19 protein-coding genes and 1 pseudogene are annotated in these 17389 nt (G+C 64.2%); 12 read left to right on the top strand and 8 right to left on the bottom strand.

Going from position 1 to position 17389, the window contains the following annotated elements; genetic code table 11:
- Positions 1–43: 43 nt before the first annotated feature.
- Complete coding sequence (locus E4Q23_RS11070) at positions 44–259, bottom strand: hypothetical protein (protein ID WP_169066693.1); 216 nt, start codon at positions 257–259, stop codon at positions 44–46.
- A 198-nt stretch (positions 260–457) separates the two neighbouring features.
- Between E4Q23_RS11070 and E4Q23_RS23810 the strand changes: the two are divergent.
- A pseudogene (locus E4Q23_RS23810) lies at positions 458–1300 on the top strand (fatty acid cis/trans isomerase); the annotation flags it as partial.
- A gap of 40 nt (positions 1301–1340) precedes the next feature.
- Positions 1341–2813, top strand: coding sequence for a fatty acid cis/trans isomerase (locus tag E4Q23_RS23805; protein WP_248595386.1), 1473 nt, complete (start codon positions 1341–1343; stop codon positions 2811–2813).
- 113 nt (positions 2814–2926) lie between these two features.
- On the opposite strand, the gene E4Q23_RS11060 is transcribed toward E4Q23_RS23805, so the two are convergent.
- Positions 2927–3496 carry a DUF3617 domain-containing protein gene (locus E4Q23_RS11060; RefSeq protein WP_169066692.1) on the bottom strand — a complete coding sequence of 190 codons (570 nt, stop codon included), beginning with the start codon at positions 3494–3496 and terminating at the stop codon, positions 2927–2929.
- A gap of 261 nt (positions 3497–3757) precedes the next feature.
- On the opposite strand from E4Q23_RS11060, the gene mtnA reads away from it, so the two are divergent.
- Genes mtnA through E4Q23_RS11045 form a run of 3 tightly spaced genes read left to right on the top strand, consistent with a single transcriptional unit; the run spans position 3758 to position 7120 of the window.
- The gene (gene mtnA, locus E4Q23_RS11055) at positions 3758–4843 is read left to right on the top strand and encodes an S-methyl-5-thioribose-1-phosphate isomerase (protein ID WP_169066691.1); all 1086 of its coding nucleotides are present in this window, start codon (positions 3758–3760) and stop codon (positions 4841–4843) included.
- Positions 4836–5477 (top strand): class II aldolase/adducin family protein, encoded by a 642-nt coding sequence (locus E4Q23_RS11050; protein ID WP_169066690.1) that lies wholly within the window; start codon positions 4836–4838, stop codon positions 5475–5477. Before mtnA ends, E4Q23_RS11050 begins: the two co-directional genes overlap by 8 nt.
- Before the next feature lie 32 nt (positions 5478–5509).
- Positions 5510–7120, top strand: coding sequence for an NAD(P)/FAD-dependent oxidoreductase (locus E4Q23_RS11045; protein WP_169066689.1), 1611 nt, complete (start codon positions 5510–5512; stop codon positions 7118–7120).
- Between the two features lie 63 nt (positions 7121–7183).
- Here the strand turns inward: E4Q23_RS11045 and dksA are convergent, their stop codons facing one another.
- Complete coding sequence (gene dksA / locus E4Q23_RS11040) at positions 7184–7633, bottom strand: RNA polymerase-binding protein DksA (protein WP_169066688.1); 450 nt, start codon at positions 7631–7633, stop codon at positions 7184–7186.
- Positions 7634–7885: 252 nt separating this feature from the next.
- On the opposite strand from dksA, the gene chrA reads away from it, so the two are divergent.
- Together chrA and E4Q23_RS11030 are read left to right on the top strand one after the other, a co-directional pair.
- On the top strand, positions 7886–9115 hold the full coding sequence (gene chrA / locus E4Q23_RS11035) for a chromate efflux transporter (RefSeq protein ID WP_169066687.1): 1230 nt from the start codon (positions 7886–7888) through the stop codon (positions 9113–9115).
- A gap of 161 nt (positions 9116–9276) precedes the next feature.
- Positions 9277–9639, top strand: a complete 363-nt coding sequence (locus E4Q23_RS11030) for a CZB domain-containing protein (RefSeq protein WP_211203725.1) — start codon at positions 9277–9279, stop codon at positions 9637–9639.
- 34 nt (positions 9640–9673) lie between these two features.
- Here the strand turns inward: E4Q23_RS11030 and E4Q23_RS11025 are convergent, their stop codons facing one another.
- The gene (locus tag E4Q23_RS11025; protein WP_169066685.1) at positions 9674–10156 is read right to left on the bottom strand and encodes a cyclic nucleotide-binding domain-containing protein; all 483 of its coding nucleotides are present in this window, start codon (positions 10154–10156) and stop codon (positions 9674–9676) included.
- Between the two features lie 78 nt (positions 10157–10234).
- Complete coding sequence (locus tag E4Q23_RS11020; protein ID WP_169066684.1) at positions 10235–11476, bottom strand: glycosyltransferase family 4 protein; 1242 nt, start codon at positions 11474–11476, stop codon at positions 10235–10237.
- A 153-nt stretch (positions 11477–11629) separates the two neighbouring features.
- Between E4Q23_RS11020 and tadA the strand changes: the two genes are divergently transcribed.
- A complete protein-coding gene (tadA, locus tag E4Q23_RS11015) occupies positions 11630–12091 on the top strand; it encodes a tRNA adenosine(34) deaminase TadA (protein WP_169066683.1) in 462 nt (153 codons plus the stop codon).
- Positions 12092–12093: 2 nt separating this feature from the next.
- Positions 12094–12576 carry a L,D-transpeptidase family protein gene (locus E4Q23_RS11010; RefSeq protein ID WP_169066682.1) on the top strand — a complete coding sequence of 161 codons (483 nt, stop codon included), beginning with the start codon at positions 12094–12096 and terminating at the stop codon, positions 12574–12576.
- On the opposite strand, the gene E4Q23_RS11005 is transcribed toward E4Q23_RS11010, so the two are convergent.
- The 3 genes from E4Q23_RS11005 to E4Q23_RS10995 form a co-directional block, all read right to left on the bottom strand.
- Positions 12563–13330, bottom strand: a complete 768-nt coding sequence (locus E4Q23_RS11005) for an NRDE family protein (protein WP_169066681.1) — start codon at positions 13328–13330, stop codon at positions 12563–12565. The two genes, E4Q23_RS11010 and E4Q23_RS11005, sit on opposite strands and share 14 nt — an antisense overlap.
- Before the next feature lie 155 nt (positions 13331–13485).
- Positions 13486–13992: a hypothetical protein gene (locus E4Q23_RS11000; RefSeq protein ID WP_169066680.1), complete on the bottom strand. Its 507-nt coding sequence runs from the start codon at positions 13990–13992 to the stop codon at positions 13486–13488.
- Positions 13989–14501 (bottom strand): YgfZ/GcvT domain-containing protein, encoded by a 513-nt coding sequence (locus E4Q23_RS10995; protein WP_169066679.1) that lies wholly within the window; start codon positions 14499–14501, stop codon positions 13989–13991. Before E4Q23_RS10995 ends, E4Q23_RS11000 begins: the two co-directional genes overlap by 4 nt.
- 207 nt (positions 14502–14708) lie before the next feature.
- On the opposite strand from E4Q23_RS10995, the gene mltG reads away from it, so the two are divergent.
- The 3 genes from mltG to holB are packed head-to-tail and all read left to right on the top strand — an operon-like array spanning position 14709 to position 17376.
- Positions 14709–15710 (top strand): endolytic transglycosylase MltG, encoded by a 1002-nt coding sequence (gene mltG / locus E4Q23_RS10990; protein ID WP_169066678.1) that lies wholly within the window; start codon positions 14709–14711, stop codon positions 15708–15710.
- Positions 15707–16348, top strand: coding sequence for a dTMP kinase (gene tmk / locus E4Q23_RS10985; protein ID WP_169066677.1), 642 nt, complete (start codon positions 15707–15709; stop codon positions 16346–16348). Before mltG ends, tmk begins: the two co-directional genes overlap by 4 nt.
- A complete protein-coding gene (holB, locus tag E4Q23_RS10980; protein WP_169066676.1) occupies positions 16345–17376 on the top strand; it encodes a DNA polymerase III subunit delta' in 1032 nt (343 codons plus the stop codon). Before tmk ends, holB begins: the two co-directional genes overlap by 4 nt.
- Positions 17377–17389: the final 13 nt, after the last annotated feature.

Raw genomic sequence — 17389 nt, 5'->3', positions numbered from 1 at the left:
TTTCGGCATGCATTTCCCACGCTCCGTCATCTCCCACGCTCCGTCATTGCGAGGAGGCGAAGCCGACGCGGCAATCCAGAGGTTTGGCTTTTCGCGTGGTCAAGATGTCGATGCGGCGGGAAATAGTGAGAGGATGGAACTGGATTGCCGCGTCGGCTGCGCCTCCTCGCAATGACGGGCGGGCGGCAGAAGGCGCACGCCCGTCATTGGCGTCGCGTTCGTCGCGTTCGTCGCGTTCGTCGCACTCGCCGCCGGGCATGGCGCGGCAGGCTGGGTGAGTGCTGCAGGTGGCGATCAGGTCGCTGCCCGCGCGGCCGCGCCGCTGATCGGGCAGACAAGTGGCCCGGGATGGCAAGCCGGGGACTGGCGCAGCGAGCCTCAGAGTGGGTATGCTTCACGCTTTGCCGGTGTCGGCCACCGGCGCGCACTCGCCCGCGCGGCGCAACAACTCTGGAAAATGCTCATGATCATCAACAGGCAAGCGCTGCTCCTGCTCATCGTCGTGCTCAGCGGCTGCGCCGCAATTACCCGGCACACGCTCAACGAGGACTACGGCGCAGCGGATCCGGCGCGCTTCGATGTGCCGGCCATGCCGCCGGCCGGATTCTCGTATCGTCGCGACGTGCAGCCGATCCTTGAACAGCGCTGCGTGGTTTGCCACGCCTGTTACGACGCGCCCTGCCAGCTCAAGTTCACGGCCTGGGAGGGCATTGCCCGGGGCACCAGCAAGGAGCTGGTCTACGACAGCGGGCGCCTGGACGAAGCGCCGTTGACGCGCTTGTTCACTGATGCGCAGACGGCCTCGCAATGGCGCGACAAAGGCTTCGCGGCGGTGCTCAACGAGCGTGAACAGACGCCGGCGGCGAATCTGGCGGCGAGCGTGATGTATCGGGCGCTGAAGCTCAAGCAGGATCACCCCTTGCCGGACACGGCCATCCTGCCGGAGGCTTTCGATTTTTCGCTCGACCGGGAACAGCAATGCCCGCGCATTGACGACTACGCGGCTTTCGAGCGCAAGAATCCCCTCTGGGGAATGCCCTTTGGTCTGCCCGGCCTGAACGAAGCCGAGATGGCCACCCTGAGCCGCTGGCTCGAACTGGGCGCGCCATTCGAAGGGCTGCCACCGCTGCCGGCAGCGATTGAGCAGCAGGTCGCCGACTGGGAGGTGTTCCTGAATGGCGACTCGCTCAAGCAGCGCCTGGCCAGCCGCTACATCTACGAACATCTTTTCCTGGCGCATCTGTACTTCGACGACGATGCGGTGCATCACTACTTCCGGATGGTCAGGTCGCGGACGCCGCCGGGCCAGCCGATCGACCTCATTGCCAGCCGCCGGCCCTATGACGACCCCCGGCGTCGAGCGCGTTTACTACCGCCTCGATCGCGAACGCGAGACGATTGTCGACAAGACGCATCTGCCTTATGCGCTCGGCGCGAAGCGCATGCAGCGCTGGCGGGAGCTGTTCATTGCGGCCGAGTACACGGTCAGCGAACTGCCGTCCTACGAGCTGAAAGTGGCTTCCAATCCCTTCGTGACTTTCCAGGCCCTGCCCACCTCGACACGCTATCAGTTCATGCTCGACGAGGCGCAATTCACGATCATGAACTTCATCAAGGGACCGGTCTGTCGTGGCCAGGTGGCCCTGAACGTGATCGAGGATCGTTTCTGGGTGTTCTTCCTCGCCGACGCCGATCTGCAGGACCAGGCCGGCGAGTTCCTGTCGCGCGAATCCAGTCTGCTGGCCTTGCCGGCGGCACAGGGAAGTGATGCCGGGATCATCGGTCCGTGGCGCAAGTACGCCAAACTGCAGGGCGAGTATCTGCAGGCCAAGTCGCAGTTCCTCGATCGCTACGCGGCGACCAACAAGGGCCCGAATCCAGAGTGGATATGGAACGGCGACGGCAATAACCCGAACGCGGCACTGACCATTTTCCGCCACTTCGACAACGCCTCGGTGGTCAAGGGTCTGGTCGGCGGGCCTCCGAAGACGACGTGGGTGATCGGCTACGGCCTGCTCGAGCGCATCCACTACCTGCTGGTCGCCGGTTACGACGTCTATGGCAACGTCGGCCACCAGTTGCTGTCGCGGATGTACATGGACTTCCTGCGCATGGAAGGCGAGTTTAACTTTCTCACTTTTCTGCCCCGGGATGAGCGCAAGAAGGTGAGTGACTACTGGTATCGCGGTGCCAGCCAGGAAGTGAAGAACCACGTGTACGGAAAACTCGCCAGTTTCGACGGCCACAGCGGCATCTCTTATCGCAGCAAGGATGCGCAGCGCGAACTGTACACGCTGCTCCAGAAACGAGTGGCGCCGGTGCTGAACCGCGAATACGAGCTTGCGCAAGTGAGCGACGCCGCCTTGCGCAAGGATCTCGCGACGCTGGCCAGTGCGCGCGGTGCTGCCCTGTCGTGGTTTCCCGAGATGGTCTCCGTGCGTCTCGAGGATCCGCCGCGGGCGCCGCGTTACTTCACGCTGTTGCGCAATACCGGCCACCTCAGTGTCTCCAGCCTGCTTCGCGAAGGCCGTGAGCTAGCGCCGGCCGAGAATACGATGACCGTCGTGCCAGGTTTCATCGGCGCCTACCCGAGCGCCATCTATCGCCTGCAACGCTCGGAAATCAAGGCCCTGGCGGCGGCCATCGGCAGCTTGTCGGCGGAAGAGGACTACCGCGCGCTGGCCGATCGCTACGTCGTTCGCCGCAGCAACCCGCAGTTCTGGCAGGCCAGCGACGAGCTGCAGGAAGCGCACCTGCAGTTTTCGCCGATCGGCTCCGGCCTGCTCGACTACAACCGTCTGGAAAACCGCTGAGCGCTGATCCGGTCGCTCGCCGCCACGCACGGACGTGTCGCGCGAGCCGAGCGGGGGCCCGCTCCACCGCTCCACCGCTGCAGCGCTCCAGCGCTCCAGCGCTGCCGCCGGACTTACCGCTGCTGCTGTTTCATCAGTTCCCGAACGCGCGGGTCCTTCATCATCTCGTTGATGTCCATGCCGCCGATGGTCGGCATGCTGATGTCTCCCGGCTTCTGACCCGGCTTGCAGGGGCCGATCCAGCGCGCGTCGAGGGTCGCTTTCGATTCGCTGATGCCGTGCAGCGGCGGGCTGAAGCGGGTATGCATGTTACCTTTGTAGGCGACGTCGAAAGAGCCGACGAAAGTCGCGTCGGTCGTCGCGGTGCTGCCCTCGATCTTGCATACCGCGTGCACGCTGGCCTTGTTGCCCTGTGTCTTGACGTCCAGGACGCTGCACTTGTGTTTTTCCTTCTGCGCCTGCTGCATCATCAGGTCGTCGCTCTCGCGGTCGATGCATTGCTGCATCGCGCCGATCGATGGCATGCCTTCCATGCGCGTGTTGAGCTCCCACAGGCCGGGTTTGCGTTTCGGCAGCTCGCCGCTGGCGGCGTGCAGGGGGCTGCTCAGGCTGCATGCCGCCAGCGCAAAAAGGAGTAGGGAAGGGCTGCGGCGGCGGGTGATGGCGGCGGTGAAGCGTGTCATGGAGGTCCTCATCGGTAATCGGGTGGGCTGCTAACGGTCATGACACATCGAGACGCCCCTGATGATGACAGCCATGACTGTTTCCCCTCTTCCCCTGACCCTTCTCCCGCGAGGGAGAAGGAAGTTTCGTGAGTCGCTGGCGCGACTTTCACATTAAGCGCGCAGAGAATAGCAAAACTGAACAGCGCCGGGGTCTGCGGCGAGCGCTGATCGTCGCTCGCATCCTTCGGCAAGCCTGGTCGCACTGCTAGAATGGCGGCCATGAGAGTTGATGGCACGCCGACAAGAACGATCTGGCCGCTGGCAAATGCCGACGCGGTCGCGATCATCGACCAGACGGCGCTGCCGCACGCGTATCGCGTCTTGCGTCTGGCCAGTCTGGAGGAAGTGGCGCAGGCGATTTGCAGCATGCAGGTGCGCGGCGCGCCGCTGATCGGCGTGACTGCTGCCTACGGGCTGGCGCTGGCGATGGTGCATGGCGACGATGACGCGACGCTCCTGGCGGCCGTCGAGACCCTGGCCGCGACGCGGCCCACGGCGGTGAACCTGCGCTGGGCGCTGGCGCGCATGCAGCGCTGCCTGGCGCCGCTGCCACGCGCGGCGCGTGCCGAAGCCGCCTGGCAGGAAGCGGCACGGATCGCCGACGAGGACGTCGAGCAATGTCGTCAGATCGGCGAGCATGGCCTGCAACGGCTGCGCGGCGCCAGCGGCGGGCGCGAGCGGCTGCAGATCATGACCCACTGCAACGCCGGCTGGCTGGCCACCGTCGATCACGGCACGGCGCTGGCGCCGGTCTATGCCGCTTTCGATGCCGGCATCGACGTGCAGGTGTGGGTTTCCGAAACGCGGCCGCGCAATCAGGGGCTGTTGACGGCCTGGGAGCTGGCCCAGCACGGCGTGCCGCATACCGTCATTGCCGATAACGCCGCCGGCCTGCTGCTGGCGCGCGGTGATATCGACGCGGTCATCGTCGGTGCCGACCGCATCGCCGCCAACGGCGACGTCGCCAACAAGATCGGCACCTACCTCAAGGCGCTGGCGGCTGCCGCCGCCGGGGTGCCGTTCTACGTCGCCGCGCCGCGCTCGACGATCGACTTTGCCTGTCCGAGCGGGGCGGAGATTCCGATCGAGGAACGCGCTGCCGACGAGCTGCGCATCGTGCACGGCCGCGATGCTGGCGGTGTTCGCGGCCAGTTGCAGCAGGTGCCGGCCAGCGCAAGCGTCGTGAACCCGGCTTTCGACATCACCCCGGCGAAGCTGGTCAGTGCACTGATCACTGAACGCGGCGGCTGTCCGGCCAGCGCTGCCGGGCTGTTGGCGCTGTACCCGGAGGAAAGGCATGCTTGAGCTTCGTCAGAGATTGATCGCCACGGCACGGCGGATGAGCGCCGTCGGCCTGAACCGCGGCACTGCCGGCAACCTCAGCGTTCGTGTCGTAGGCGCTGCGGAGGGCTTCCTGATTACCCCGACGGGCATGGACTACGACGCCCTGGAAGCCGAGGACATCGTTTTCATGCGCCTCGACGGGACCCCCGAGGGCCGCCGCAAGCCGTCCTCCGAGTGGCGCTTCCACCGTGACCTCTACCTTGCTCGCCCCGCCGCCGGCGCGATTCTGCACGCCCATTCGCCCTTCGCCACCAGCCTGGCCTGTCTGCGCCGCGACATCCCGCCCTTTCACTACATGATTGCGCGCTTTGGCGGCGACAGCCTGCGTTGCGCCGACTACGCGACTTTCGGCACGCAGGCACTCTCCGACGCGGTGCTGCGAGCGATCGTCGAGCGTTGCGCCTGCCTGCTCGGCAATCACGGCATGCTGGTGATCGGCGACGATCTCGAGCAGGCGCTGGCGCTCGGCGTCGAACTCGAAACGCTCTGCGAACAGTACTGGCGCGCCTGCCAGCTCGGTCGGCCGGTGCTGCTCGACACCGCCGAGATGGCAACAGTGCTGAGCAAGTTTGCCAGCTACGGACAGCAGGCCTGAGCGCCGGCGCTCCTGGAGAAAGCCAAACCATCATGTTGCGCGTCAGTGAAATCCGCCTGCCCATCGACCATCCGCCCGCAGCACTGCCGGCGGCGGTGGCTGCTCGGCTCGGCATTCCCGTGCAGGACATCGGCGAGATCCGCGTCTTCCGGCGCAGTTGTGACGCCCGCAAGGCGAGTGCGCTGGTCTTCAGTTACAGCGTCGACCTGAGCTTGCCCGACGAGGCTGGCTTGCTGGCCCGCTTTGCCGACGACCGCCAGGTGCAGGCAGCGCCCGATATGCGCTACCACTTCGTCGCGCGCGCGCCGCAGGGGCTGGCCAGCCGGCCGCTGATCGTCGGCTTTGGTCCGGCGGGCATTTTCGCGGCGCTGATCCTGGCGCAGTCCGGATTCAGGCCGATCGTGCTCGAACGTGGCAAGGCGGTACGCGAGCGCACGCAGGATACCTGGGGCCTGTGGCGCAAGAAGGTGCTCGACCCGGAATCCAACGTCCAGTTCGGCGAAGGCGGCGCCGGCACTTTTTCCGACGGCAAGCTCTACAGCCAGATCAAGGACCCGCAGCACCACGGCCGCAAGGTGCTCGAGGAATTCGTCAAGGCCGGCGCACCGGAAGAAATTCTCTACGTCAACAAGCCGCATATCGGCACTTTCCGGCTGGTCGGCATGGTCGAGCAGATGCGCCGAGAAATCGAGCGCCTGGGTGGCGAGGTGCGCTTCCAGCAGCGCGTCAGCGGGGTGCACATCGACGCCGGGCGCGTGCGTGGCGTGACCCTGGCTTCAGGCGAAGAGCTGCCTTGCGAGCAGTTGATTCTGGCGCTTGGCCACAGCGCTCGCGACACTTTCGAGATGCTGCACGGCGCGGGGGTGTTCATGGAAGCCAAAGCGTTTTCGATCGGCTTGCGCATCGAACACCCGCAAGCGCTGATCGACCAGGCGCGTTTCGGCGTGCACGCCGGTAATCCCGCGCTCGGCGCTGCCGACTACAAGCTGGTCCATCACTGCCGCAACGGGCGCTCGGTGTATAGCTTCTGCATGTGCCCGGGCGGCACGGTGGTGGCGGCGACTTCGGAAGAAAAGCGGGTGGTGACCAACGGCATGAGTCAGTATTCGCGCAATGAACGCAACGCCAATGCCGGCATCGTCGTCGGCATCACGCCGCTCGACTACCCGGGCGGGCCGCTGGCGGGCATCGCCTTGCAGCGCGAACTCGAGAGCCGTGCTTTCGAACTCGGCGGGGGCAACTACGAGGCGCCGGCGCAACTGGTCGGCGATTTCCTCGCCGGGCGGCCGTCAAGCCATCTCGGCAGCGTCATGCCCTCGTACCAACCCGGGGTTCGTCTGAGCGATCTATCGACGGCCTTGCCGGATTACGCGATTGCCGCGATCCGCGAAGCCTTGCCAGCCTTCGCGCGCCAGATTCCGGGCTTCGCCATGGCCGATGCCTTGCTCACCGGCGTTGAGACACGCACTTCCTCACCGCTGCGCATCACCCGCGGCGCCGATTACCAGAGCTTGAACGTCAGGGGTTTGTATCCTGCGGGGGAGGGCGCCGGCTACGCGGGCGGTATTCTCTCGGCCGGCGTCGATGGCATCAGGGTTGCCGAAGCGCTGAGCCGCGACCTGCTCCAGGCAGGCGCCAAGTAGCCCTCGTAGCGTCCGTCTGGCGGCTGGCGAGCGCCGGGCTTTTCAGCTCCCGGCGTTCAAGGTTCAGCCGCCGAAACGGCGCTTGTTCTGCTCGCGGCGCTCCTGGGCTTCAAGGCACAGGCTGGCGGTCGAACGCGCCAGCAGGCGGGCTATGCCGATCGGCTCGCCGGTTTCCTCACACCAGCCGTAGCTGCCGTCGTCAATGCGGCGCAGGGCCTCGCGAATCTTCTGCAGCAGCTTTCTTTCACGATCGCGAACGCGCAGCTCCAGCGTGTGCTCTTCCTCGGTACTGGCACGGTCGCTCCAGTCGGCACTTGTCTCTGCCTCCTGCAGGTGACCGGCGGTTTCTTTCACTGCCGAGAGCAGGGTTTGTTCTTCGTCGCGCAGTCGCTGGCGAAAGAACGCCAGTTGCCTGGGTGACATGTACTCTTCCGCGGGCGCTGCCAGCAGCATTGCCTCGATTTCCTCGCTTTCCTCGATCTCCGCATCCCCGCGCACGGCAAGCTTGTTCATGATTCTCACTCCTTGGGTTGCTGATTGAGGCTCAATTCCGACCTCTCGCTGTTGACGGCTCATGGTAGCGCATTGTGCGGCGGGGGCATAGCGGCGACCGCCCATGGCGGTGGTCAGGGTCAGGGTCAGGCTCGCGTGGCGTGCTGGCGCAAGCGCGCTCTTCGACCCTGGCGCGACGGCGTTCTCTCAACAACGCCCTTTTCCTCGTTTATCATTCCTGGCAAACCATCAGGATGATGAGGTATTGCCCGCATGAAGTCCCCCATAAGGAACGGCGCAGCCGCGGCAGCGAGCAACGCGTGGCAGATTTTCCTGATCTTTCTTCGTCTCGGGCTGACCTCCTTCGGTGGCCCGGTTGCGCACCTGGGCTATTTCCGGGAAGAGTTCGTTAGCCGCCGCAGCTGGCTCGGCGACCGCGCCTACGCCGATCTGGTGGCGCTGTGCCAGTTCCTGCCCGGCCCGGCGAGCAGCCAGGTCGGCATCGCTCTCGGGCTGTCGCGCGGCGGCTACGCCGGCGCGCTGGCGGCCTGGGCCGGCTTCACGTTGCCCTCAGCGATCGCCCTGATCGCCTTCGCGCTGGGAATTTCGACCTGGGGCGAGGTTCTGCCGGCGGGAGTGCTCGATAGCCTCAAAGTGGTCGCCGTGGCGGTCGTCGCACAAGCCGTCTGGGGCATGGCGCGAACTCTATGCGCCGACACGCCACGCGTTTCGATCATGGTCGCCGCCAGCTGCCTGGTCCTGGCCTGGCCCAGCGCCTTGGGACAGGTCGGGGTGATCGTCGCCGCCGGCATCCTTGGCCTATTGTTGTTCAAGCCGGAACAAGACGCGCCACACGAGCCGCTGCCGATCATCGCCAGCCGTCGTGCGGGAAGCGCCTGTCTGCTGCTGTTTGTGCTGCTGCTGCTCGTCTTGCCGATCGCGGCACAGGCATGGCCCAGCAACACACTGGCAATGATCGACGCTTTCTACCGCTCGGGGGCTTTGGTTTTCGGTGGCGGCCATGTTGTCCTGCCGCTGCTGCAAGCCGAGGTGGTGCCCACCGGCTGGGTGAGCAATACCTCCTTCCTGGCCGGCTACGGCGCCGCCCAGGCGGTACCCGGTCCCCTGTTCACCTTTGCCGCCTTCCTTGGCGCGTCAATGAACCAGGCACCAAGCGGCTGGCTTGGCGGCCTGATCTGCCTGGTCGCGGTTTTCGTACCGTCGTTCCTGCTCGTCGTCGGTGCGCTGCCGTTCTGGGAGCAGCTGCGGCGCAGCCGCCACACGCAAGCGGCGCTGACCGGCATCAATGCTGCCGTCGTCGGTCTGCTCCTGGCGGCGCTCTATCAGCCGGTATGGACCAGCGCCATACGCCAGCCGGCCGATTTTGGCCTGGCACTGATCGCACTGCTGGCCTTGATGTTCTGGAAGCTGCCACCGTGGCTGGTGGTGATCGCTAGCGCGCTTGTCGGCTGGCTGTTGAGCAGTGTGGGTGTCGCGGCATAAGAACGCTGCATGCTGTAACCTGCGCAACACCGTCGCTCGCTGAACAGATGGAGCGGCACTTTGAACGAGGTAGAATGAAGCTCTACGCGAAGAGCTGATCGCAGCCAGGCACGGTCGGAGGGTCAAAATGGATAGTCGGGGATAGGGTGGGGGTGGACAAAGTGACAGATATTGAGGAGGCGATCGGCAATCACGCTCGCTGGATGTCGCTTTTGCGCAATGCCATTCTGCAGGCACCGCCGACCGTCGATGTGAGCGAGGTTCAGGCGGAAGACCAGTGCGAATTCGGCAAGTGGCTGCACGGCTCACGCTTGTCGGGTGAAGACCGGGCGAGCGCCATCTACGAGGAGGTGAATCGCTTGCACGCCGATTTCCATAAGCTGGCCGCGCAGGTGGTTGAACTGGCGGCGTCCGGGAAGCCCCGCGACGCTTACGATCTCCTCTATGGCGAGTACATCACCATGTCAGGCCGTCTCGCCATCGCCATGCGCGCGTGGCAGGACAAGCTGAAAGGAACTCCCTGAGGCCGCCCGGAGTAGCCTCCCTGAGTACAGCCGCTTAACACGCCTCCGCTGGCGTGTTCATGGCCATGTAATGTACCGCCAGATCGTCGAGGCGGCGCAGGCGACGACTCAACTCCCTGGCCAGATTGAGCACGATGAGGGTAAATGTCGGCAGATCGGTTTCGTAGATGGTGAACAGGTCGCCGTTGGACAGTGCCAAGGCCGACACCGGCTCAAGTGCTCGCACCGTGGCCGAGCGTCGCTGCATGTCGATCAACTCCATCTCACCGAACACGTCACCGACTTTCAGCACCGCTAGGCGCTTTTCGAAATGCCCATCTTCGGCAGCGCTCGCCTTCAGCACTTCGACCGAGCCACTGCAAATGATGAACAGCGAATCGCCGTCGTCGCCCTCGCCAACGATCGCCTCGCCGGCAGCAAAACTGAGTTCCCTCAGCAAGGGAATGATGACGGCCATCGCACGGTCGTCTACGCCGCCAAACAGCGCCTGGTCTTGCAGAAATCGGATGCTTGTCATGGCTGGGCTCCTGCTGTTGTGCTGTTGACTTCGCCGGCCGGCCTGGGGAGGCGCCTATCGCGGCCGCTGATCCAGTGCTTAACTTTTACCTGCGGCCAGCTGCTCCACCAGCGCCAGCAAGCGCGGCAAAGTCTGCGATGCAAGATCCAGCTGCTCCTCGATGTCCTGCCGCGCTCGCCTGCGTAAAGCCGTCATCTGGCCGGGATCTTCGAGCACCGAGATAATCGTTTCAGCGAGGGCGGTTGGCGAAAAGAAATCGACCAGCAGCCCGTTGCGGCCGGCGGAGATGACTTCTCGTACCGGAGCGGTGTCCGAGGCAATCACCGGGCAGGCGCAGGACATCGCTTCGAGCAGTGACCAAGAGAGGACGAACGGGTAGGTGAGATAGACGTGCGCACGCGAGAGACGCAGGACATCGATAAATTTGTGATACGGCAGCTTTCCCATGAAGTGCACACGCTTGCCGTCGAGCAGGCCACCGACTTCACGCCAATAGCGTTGGCGATAACTTTCTCCGCCAGGCAAGCGCCGCCCGTAGCTGACTTCGTCTCCACCGACGATCAATACCTGCGCCTTCGGCCGTGCGCTCAGTACTGCCGGTAAAGCGCGCATGAAGCGATGAAATCCGCGATATGGTTCCAGATTGCGCGCCACGTAGGTGATTACCTCGTCCCCGGAACGAAGTGTGCCGCCGCCTGGCAGGGCAAACTCGGCGACCGGCCCGGGGCAGACGACTTCAGTCTGCACGCCGTCGTGAATCACCTCGATCAGCCCTTGAAATGCCTTCGGATACTGCTCGCGCTGCCAGCGCGTCGGGCTGAGGCCGGCGTCGGCGGCTTCGAGGCTGATCAGCTGCGTGGCGTTGCGCAGGCGGATCCGGCACTGGTCATCGAATGAGGTCGGAAACTCGTCGTCGAAGTTCATGTCCGAACCGCGGGCGCGATAAAAGAACTCGAGATAGAGCAGCAAGCGGGCGTCGGGGAAGGCTTCCTTGAGGAATAGCGCTTCGCCCCAGGCGGGATGCGCGCAGATCACGTCGGGGACGAAACCCTGCTTGCGCAGCGCCAGGGCCAGGCGCAGTACCGCTTGTCCACGGCGCACCGCCGCCTCGGTGCTGTGCAGGTAATGATGCGTCTGCTGCGAAGCCCCGACCGGTTCGGGATAGGCCAGGAGGCGAACGCGCGGATGGAAGCCCTGCGCGCGCTTGACGTTGGCCTGCTCACCGATGGCGACGACCTGGTTGGCAGGCGAATTGGCCAGCGCAGGCGCCAGATGCTTGTATTGACCGGGAAAATTTTGGTGGACAAAGAGGATTCGCATGACGGAAGTCGCTTTTCACGATCAAGATTGGCGAGGCTTGCAGGCGATGGTACCCGATTTGATGCCCACCTTCGATGGGCGGGTCGCGCGCCGCCCGACGGCGCGACTGCCCTGCTAGCGCTGCAGTAGAAGGTAGAATGTAGAATGCGCGCGATGAACGACGAATACTATATGCGCGAAGCGATTTCTCTGGCGCGCGCCGCCGAATGCCTGGGTGAAGTGCCGGTAGGCGCACTGGTGGTGTGCGACGGCGTCATCGTCGGACGTGGCTTCAATTCACCGATCGGCGAACATGATCCGACGGCACACGCCGAGATCGCTGCGCTGCGCGATGCCGCCCGCAACTTGCAGAACTATCGTTTGCCCGGATGCGAGCTTTTCGTCACCCTGGAGCCCTGTGCGATGTGTGCCGGAGCGGTCCTGCAGGCGCGCATCGCGCGCCTCGTGTACGGCGCGCGCGACCCGAAAACGGGCGTCCACGGCAGCGTCGTCGATCTTTTTGCCGTCGCCCGGCTCAACCATCACACCGAGGTCCTGAGTGGCGTTCTGGCGGCGGAGTGCGGCCAGCTACTCTCCGCTTTCTTTGCCGCGCGGCGCCGCCGAGGAGGAGAGTAACAGTGCGTATTGACATTTCGATCAAGGAACAGACCTTGCGCCTGGTCGATGCGGCGGGGCACGTACTGCACAGCTATTCGGTATCGACGGCGGCGAACGGCGCTGGGGAAGTCACTGGCAGCTACTGCACACCGCGCGGCAAGCACCTGGTGCGCGCCAAGATCGGCGCCGGACTCGCCGCCAACACAATCCTGGTTGGTCGCCGCCCGAACGGCGAAATCTATTGTCGTGAACTGGCCGAACGCTTCCCGACGCGCGACTGGATTCTGACGCGCATCCTCTGGCTATCCGGCTGCGAGCCCGGGCGTAACCGGCTCGGCCAGGTCGATACCATGCGCCGCTACATCTACATTCACGGCAGCCCGGACACCACGCCCATGGGCCGTCCCGGCTCGCACGGCTGCATCCGCATGCGCAATGCCGATATTGTCGAACTGTTTGAACGGGTGCTGCCCTATACGCCGGTCGAGATCAGCGAGGACTGACAAAGCTCTCGCAGACCTCGCCGCTAAGCAGCGCGCCAGCGACGAAGCTACGTTCGACCAAGGTCGTCAGACCATGCCGGTGACGGACGAGCAGCGTTGACGCGCGCGTCCCGTAGTCTTCGGAGCGCACGAAGACGGCCGAGAGAATACGCTCCCAGGCCAGCGCTACACCGGTCTCCGGCAGATGCGAATCGGCAACGATTTCCTGGTCGGCGAGCAGATCGAAGAACTTGGCCTGAGCCGGTAACTTGGCCAGTGCTTCGGCAAAGCTCGCTTTGCCAGTCGCCAGCTTGGGCCAGGGGGTGTCGAGGAGGTGGTTGGAGAGGCCGTAGATGCCAGGGCTCAGGAAGCGTGGCGGGTTGTCGCCACGGTTCGCGTAGTAGGCCAGGTGCTGGCCATCGGCGACAAAGAGGTTGAAGCCGTTGTAGTCGGTGGCCCGCGCCGCAACCTGCGCCAGGTACGCCGACGGGCTGGCAGCACCGCTAAGGAAATCGGCGACCAGGGCGCCGCGCGAGCGCGCATTGCTCGCCGCCTGGCGACCCTCACGATAATTGGTGAGCGCCGCGAAACGCTGTTCGCGGCTGATTCCCAACCAGGTGCCACCGGCTTCGAGATCACGGCCAGCCAGCACCTGCGGCGCTTCCGGCCAGAACGCGGCAGCCGCCGAGGGGCGGGCAAAGAACTCGTCGCGGTTGGCGGCGACGACCAGGGGATAGTCCGGATGTGCCTGCCAGGCGATCAGGATCAGGCACATCGCTGGCAGATCCCGAGTACGCCCCTGATTCGCTTAATGTGAAAGTCGCCCAAGCGACTCACGAAGCGCCCTTCTGCCTCGCGGGAGAAGGGTCTGGGGAAGAGGGAAACGGTCATGACTTTCATGATTCGGGGTATCTCGACATGTCATGACCGTTAGCGTGCAAGCGGCTGCAGGTCGATGTGCGGGCCGCCCGGGACGGCAATTTCCAGATCGGCGGCGGCGACGAAACTCTCCTGAACAATTGCCAAAGCATCGTAGCCACCCGTCGGCGCCGCTGCCGCATTGACCACCATTCCGCACGGATGCTCGGGATTGGCCGGCGAGTAGATTTTGCTGCCGGACGCAATCGGCGTGCTCGAGTGGGCCCGGTACAGGTGACGCTTGACCTTGCCCAGATACTGCGTACGAGCAATGATTTCCTGGCCAGGATAGCAACCTTTGTGGAAGCTGACTCCTCCCAGTTGATCAAAGTTGGCCATTTGTGGCACGAACTCTTCCCTGGTGCCACCAGTAATCAAGGGCAGGCCGGCGTCGACGTCCAGCCATTGCCAGACCCGCGTACCGACCGGCCGCGCCACCGCCAGCAGCGCTTGCCAGAGCTCGGGTGCGGCCTCGCTGCTGGCCAGTACTTCGAAGCGCTGACTGTCCAGGCGGATCACCAGGCGTCCGCCGTGGCCACGCAGCTCAGCGCTGCGCCGGGTACCGCAAGGCCGGCTGCGTGCAGCGCTTCTTCGGCGCGCGGGCCCGATACGCCGATGATCTGACGCGCGTCAGGGTGTTCGACGATGCTCACCTTGCTGCGCAGCACGAACATCTGCAGGCGCTTGAGAATCGCTGGCAGCAGGTCTGCAGACAGTTGCAACTGATAATTCGAGCCACTGCGGAAAACCAGAAAGCTGGCCAGCATGCGACCTTTTGCCGAGCACCAGGCCGAATGCTGCGCCGCGCCGTCGGCGAGATGCGTGACGTCGCTGGTCAACTGCTGGTGCAGAAAAGTTGCCGCCTCAGCGCCGCCGACTTCAATCACCCCGAGATGAGCCAGCGGCGCGACGACTGTCGCCACGGGTGCGGCCAGCAACTCTGCGGCGGCGTCACCGAAATCGGCGACCAGGTCCTGGTCGACGCGTGCTCCTGAAGCACAAAGAAATTCCAGCCAGCTTGCGTTCATCGTTAAGTCGTTCTCGTTAATTGTTCGGGGCGGGCCTGCTCCTTGTCTTCAGGGCAGCAGCAGTCTTCGCGATCAGCCGGAGCCTGCGAGGAACTCTGACCAGGTCGGCGCCGGCTGAGTTCAGCCAGGCGGCTTTCGGCTATTATAGGGCCAGTCGAAGTTCGTCCTCACCTCCCAGCCCTGCAGCCTGTCCGCTGCGCCGGATTGATGCGCAAACACCTCCTCAAGCTGCTCCTTTTTGCCGTCATCGCCATCGTTCTGCTGACCGCCGCGGCCGCCTGGGTGGTGCTGACGCCGGTCGCTCTGAAGAGCGAGCAGATCGAGTTCACGATCGTTCCCGGGAGCAGCATGCGCGTCGCGGCACGGGAGGTCGCGGCGGCAGGCGTCGAGTTGGACCCGTGGGTGCTGCGCCTTCTCGGCAAGCTGCTGCGCGTCGATACCTCGATAAAGGCCGGCAGTTACGAAATCGCTGTCGGCATTACACCGCTGGAGCTGCTGAAGAAGCTGACCCGCGGTGACGTCACGCAAGCGGAGCTGGCGCTCATCGAAGGATGGACTTTCCGGCAGATGCGCGAGCGCCTCGATGCACATCCGGATCTGCGTCACGACACCCAGGATTTGCCGGAGACCGAGATCATGCGCCTGATCGGTGCGCCGGAAACGGTCGCTGAAGGCCTTTTCTTTCCGGATACCTATTTTTTTGCCAAGCGCAGCAGCGATGTCGAGCTACTGGCCAGGGCCTACCGTTCGATGCAGCAGCATCTGGAGCACGCCTGGCAGGCGAGGGCGCCCGAGTTGCCCTATCAGGATCCCTACCAGGCCTTGATCATGGCCTCGATCGTCGAAAAGGAAACCGGCCGCGCCGATGATCGACCGCTGGTCGCCGGGGTGTTCGTCAATCGCCTGCGCCAGGGAATGCTGCTGCAGACCGACCCGACGGTGATCTACGGTATTGGCGAGGGCTTCGACGGCAATCTGCGCAAGCGCGACCTGCTCGCCGACACGCCGTACAACACCTATACCCGGCCGGGTCTGCCACCGACGCCGATCGCCATGCCCGGGCTTGCTTCCCTGCAGGCGGCTCTGCATCCGGCGTCCACCGAGGCGCTTTATTTTGTTGCACGTGGCGATGGCAGTAGCCAGTTTTCACCTACTGTCGACGAACACAATCGCGCCGTCAGGCGCTTTCAAAAAGGCGGCAAACCGTGAGTGCGAGTCAGAGCGAGCGCCGACCGCGCGGCAAGTTCATCACTTTCGAAGGTATCGACGGTGCCGGCAAGAGCAGTCATATTGCCGGCGCGGCGGCACTGGTTCGCGGCCGTGGACTGAACGTGCTGACCACCCGTGAGCCCGGCGGCACCGCGCTTGGCGAAAGGCTTCGCGAACTACTGTTGCACGAAGCGATGCATGTCGAGACCGAAGCGCTGCTGATGTTCGCTGCCCGCCGCGAACACCTCGAACGGGTCATCGAACCGGCTCTGGCGTGCGGCGACTGGGTCATCTGCGACCGCTTCAGCGACGCCACCTACGCTTACCAGAGCGGTGGACGCGGTCTCGACAAGACGAAGTTTGCACAACTGGAAAACTGGGTCCACGGTCAGCTGCAACCGGATCTGACGCTACTCTTCGATTTGCCGTCGTCGATCGCCAGCCAGCGCATCGCCGCTCAAGGGCGCGACCTCGACCGCTTCGAACAGGAGCGCGCCGAGTTTCATGAACGTGTGCGCCTCGCCTACCTTGAGCGTGCGACGGCAGCAGCGCAAAGAATACGCTGTATCGACGCCAACCAGGCGTCAGAGAAAATCAAGATTCTGATTCAAGAAGCTCTGATAAAGTACTGTTTATGAACATAATTGAAATGCACAGCCAGAGCTGGCAGCAACTTTGTGAGCGACGCGCTCAGTTGCCGCACGCGCTGCTGATTGCCGGCCAGCGCGGGATCGGCAAATTTGAGTTGGCGCGCAGCTTTGCCGCGTCGCTGCTCTGCGAAGCGCGCACCGAGTCGGGCAGTGCTTGCGGCCGTTGCCTGGCTTGCGGCTGGCTGGCGCAGGGCAACCATCCGGATCTACGCCTGCTACAGCCAGGCGCGCTCGCCGAAGGCGAGGAGGCCGAGGCCGCTGCGGGCGACGCGGCAGGCAGGAAGAAAGCCAGTCAGCAGATCACCATCGATCAGGTGCGCGCGCTCGATGACTTCCTGCATGTTGGCACCCACCGCCATGGCGCGCGCGTAGTTTTGCTCAACCCCGCCGAAGCCATGAATCGACCGACGGCCAATGCCATTCTTAAAGCACTCGAAGAACCGATTGCAGGTACCTTGTTTATATTGGTTTCAAGCGAGCCTCATCGCTTGCTGCCGACGATTCGTAGCCGTTGCCAGACGATTCCCATGCGACCGCCGCCAACGGCCAGGGCGATCGCCTGGCTGCGCCATGCCGGCGTCCGCGACGGCGAGCAGTGGCTGGCGCTCGCCGCTGGCTCGCCGCTGCTGGCCCTCGAACTCAGTGCCAAGGGTGAACGCGTGCTGCTCGATTCGCTGCTCGGCCAGGTGGCGCATGGCAAGGGCCTCAACGCCGTGGTGGCGGCGGCCATTGTCGACAAGGCGGTGAAGGCGGAGAAACGTCCGGCGCCATTGAAGCGTACGCTCGAGTGGGCTCAGAAGTGGTTGTTTGACCTGACCCTGGCCAGCCAGGGCTTGCCGCCGCGCTATTTTGTTGCGCACGCGCCGCAATTGCTGCGTCTGGCGCAAGGCACCGACACCCGCAAGCTCTTGGCATTCAATCGAAAGACGATACAATACAAGGCCCAGTGCGAGCAACCCGTGAATAGCCGCCTGTTTCTCGAAGAGTTTTTCCTGAACTACATACGGCTTTTCTGAACCTCCCGAGGGG

Origin of the sequence: Candidatus Accumulibacter phosphatis, from assembly GCF_012939955.1 — a bacterium.
GTDB classification, from domain to species: domain Bacteria; phylum Pseudomonadota; class Gammaproteobacteria; order Burkholderiales; family Rhodocyclaceae; genus Accumulibacter; species Accumulibacter delftensis.
Note: the sequence above shows the minus strand (reverse complement) of the source record. Positions and strands in the feature narration are given on the sequence as shown.

Coding starts and splice junctions, on each gene's coding strand:
- dksA (WP_169066688.1), bottom strand. CDS start 7,633: ATGAACAAGCTTGCCGTGCGCGGGGATGCGGAGATCGAGGAAAGCGAG.
- E4Q23_RS11045 (WP_169066689.1), top strand. CDS start 5,510: ATGTTGCGCGTCAGTGAAATCCGCCTGCCCATCGACCATCCGCCCGCA.
- chrA (WP_169066687.1), top strand. CDS start 7,886: ATGAAGTCCCCCATAAGGAACGGCGCAGCCGCGGCAGCGAGCAACGCG.
- holB (WP_169066676.1), top strand. CDS start 16,345: ATGAACATAATTGAAATGCACAGCCAGAGCTGGCAGCAACTTTGTGAG.
- E4Q23_RS11050 (WP_169066690.1), top strand. CDS start 4,836: ATGCTTGAGCTTCGTCAGAGATTGATCGCCACGGCACGGCGGATGAGC.
- mltG (WP_169066678.1), top strand. CDS start 14,709: ATGCGCAAACACCTCCTCAAGCTGCTCCTTTTTGCCGTCATCGCCATC.
- E4Q23_RS23805 (WP_248595386.1), top strand. CDS start 1,341: ATGACGACCCCCGGCGTCGAGCGCGTTTACTACCGCCTCGATCGCGAA.
- mtnA (WP_169066691.1), top strand. CDS start 3,758: ATGAGAGTTGATGGCACGCCGACAAGAACGATCTGGCCGCTGGCAAAT.
- E4Q23_RS10995 (WP_169066679.1), bottom strand. CDS start 14,501: ATGAACGCAAGCTGGCTGGAATTTCTTTGTGCTTCAGGAGCACGCGTC.
- E4Q23_RS11025 (WP_169066685.1), bottom strand. CDS start 10,156: ATGACAAGCATCCGATTTCTGCAAGACCAGGCGCTGTTTGGCGGCGTA.
- E4Q23_RS11060 (WP_169066692.1), bottom strand. CDS start 3,496: ATGACACGCTTCACCGCCGCCATCACCCGCCGCCGCAGCCCTTCCCTA.
- E4Q23_RS11005 (WP_169066681.1), bottom strand. CDS start 13,330: ATGTGCCTGATCCTGATCGCCTGGCAGGCACATCCGGACTATCCCCTG.
- E4Q23_RS11020 (WP_169066684.1), bottom strand. CDS start 11,476: ATGCGAATCCTCTTTGTCCACCAAAATTTTCCCGGTCAATACAAGCAT.
- E4Q23_RS11070 (WP_169066693.1), bottom strand. CDS start 259: ATGCCCGGCGGCGAGTGCGACGAACGCGACGAACGCGACGAACGCGAC.
- tadA (WP_169066683.1), top strand. CDS start 11,630: ATGAACGACGAATACTATATGCGCGAAGCGATTTCTCTGGCGCGCGCC.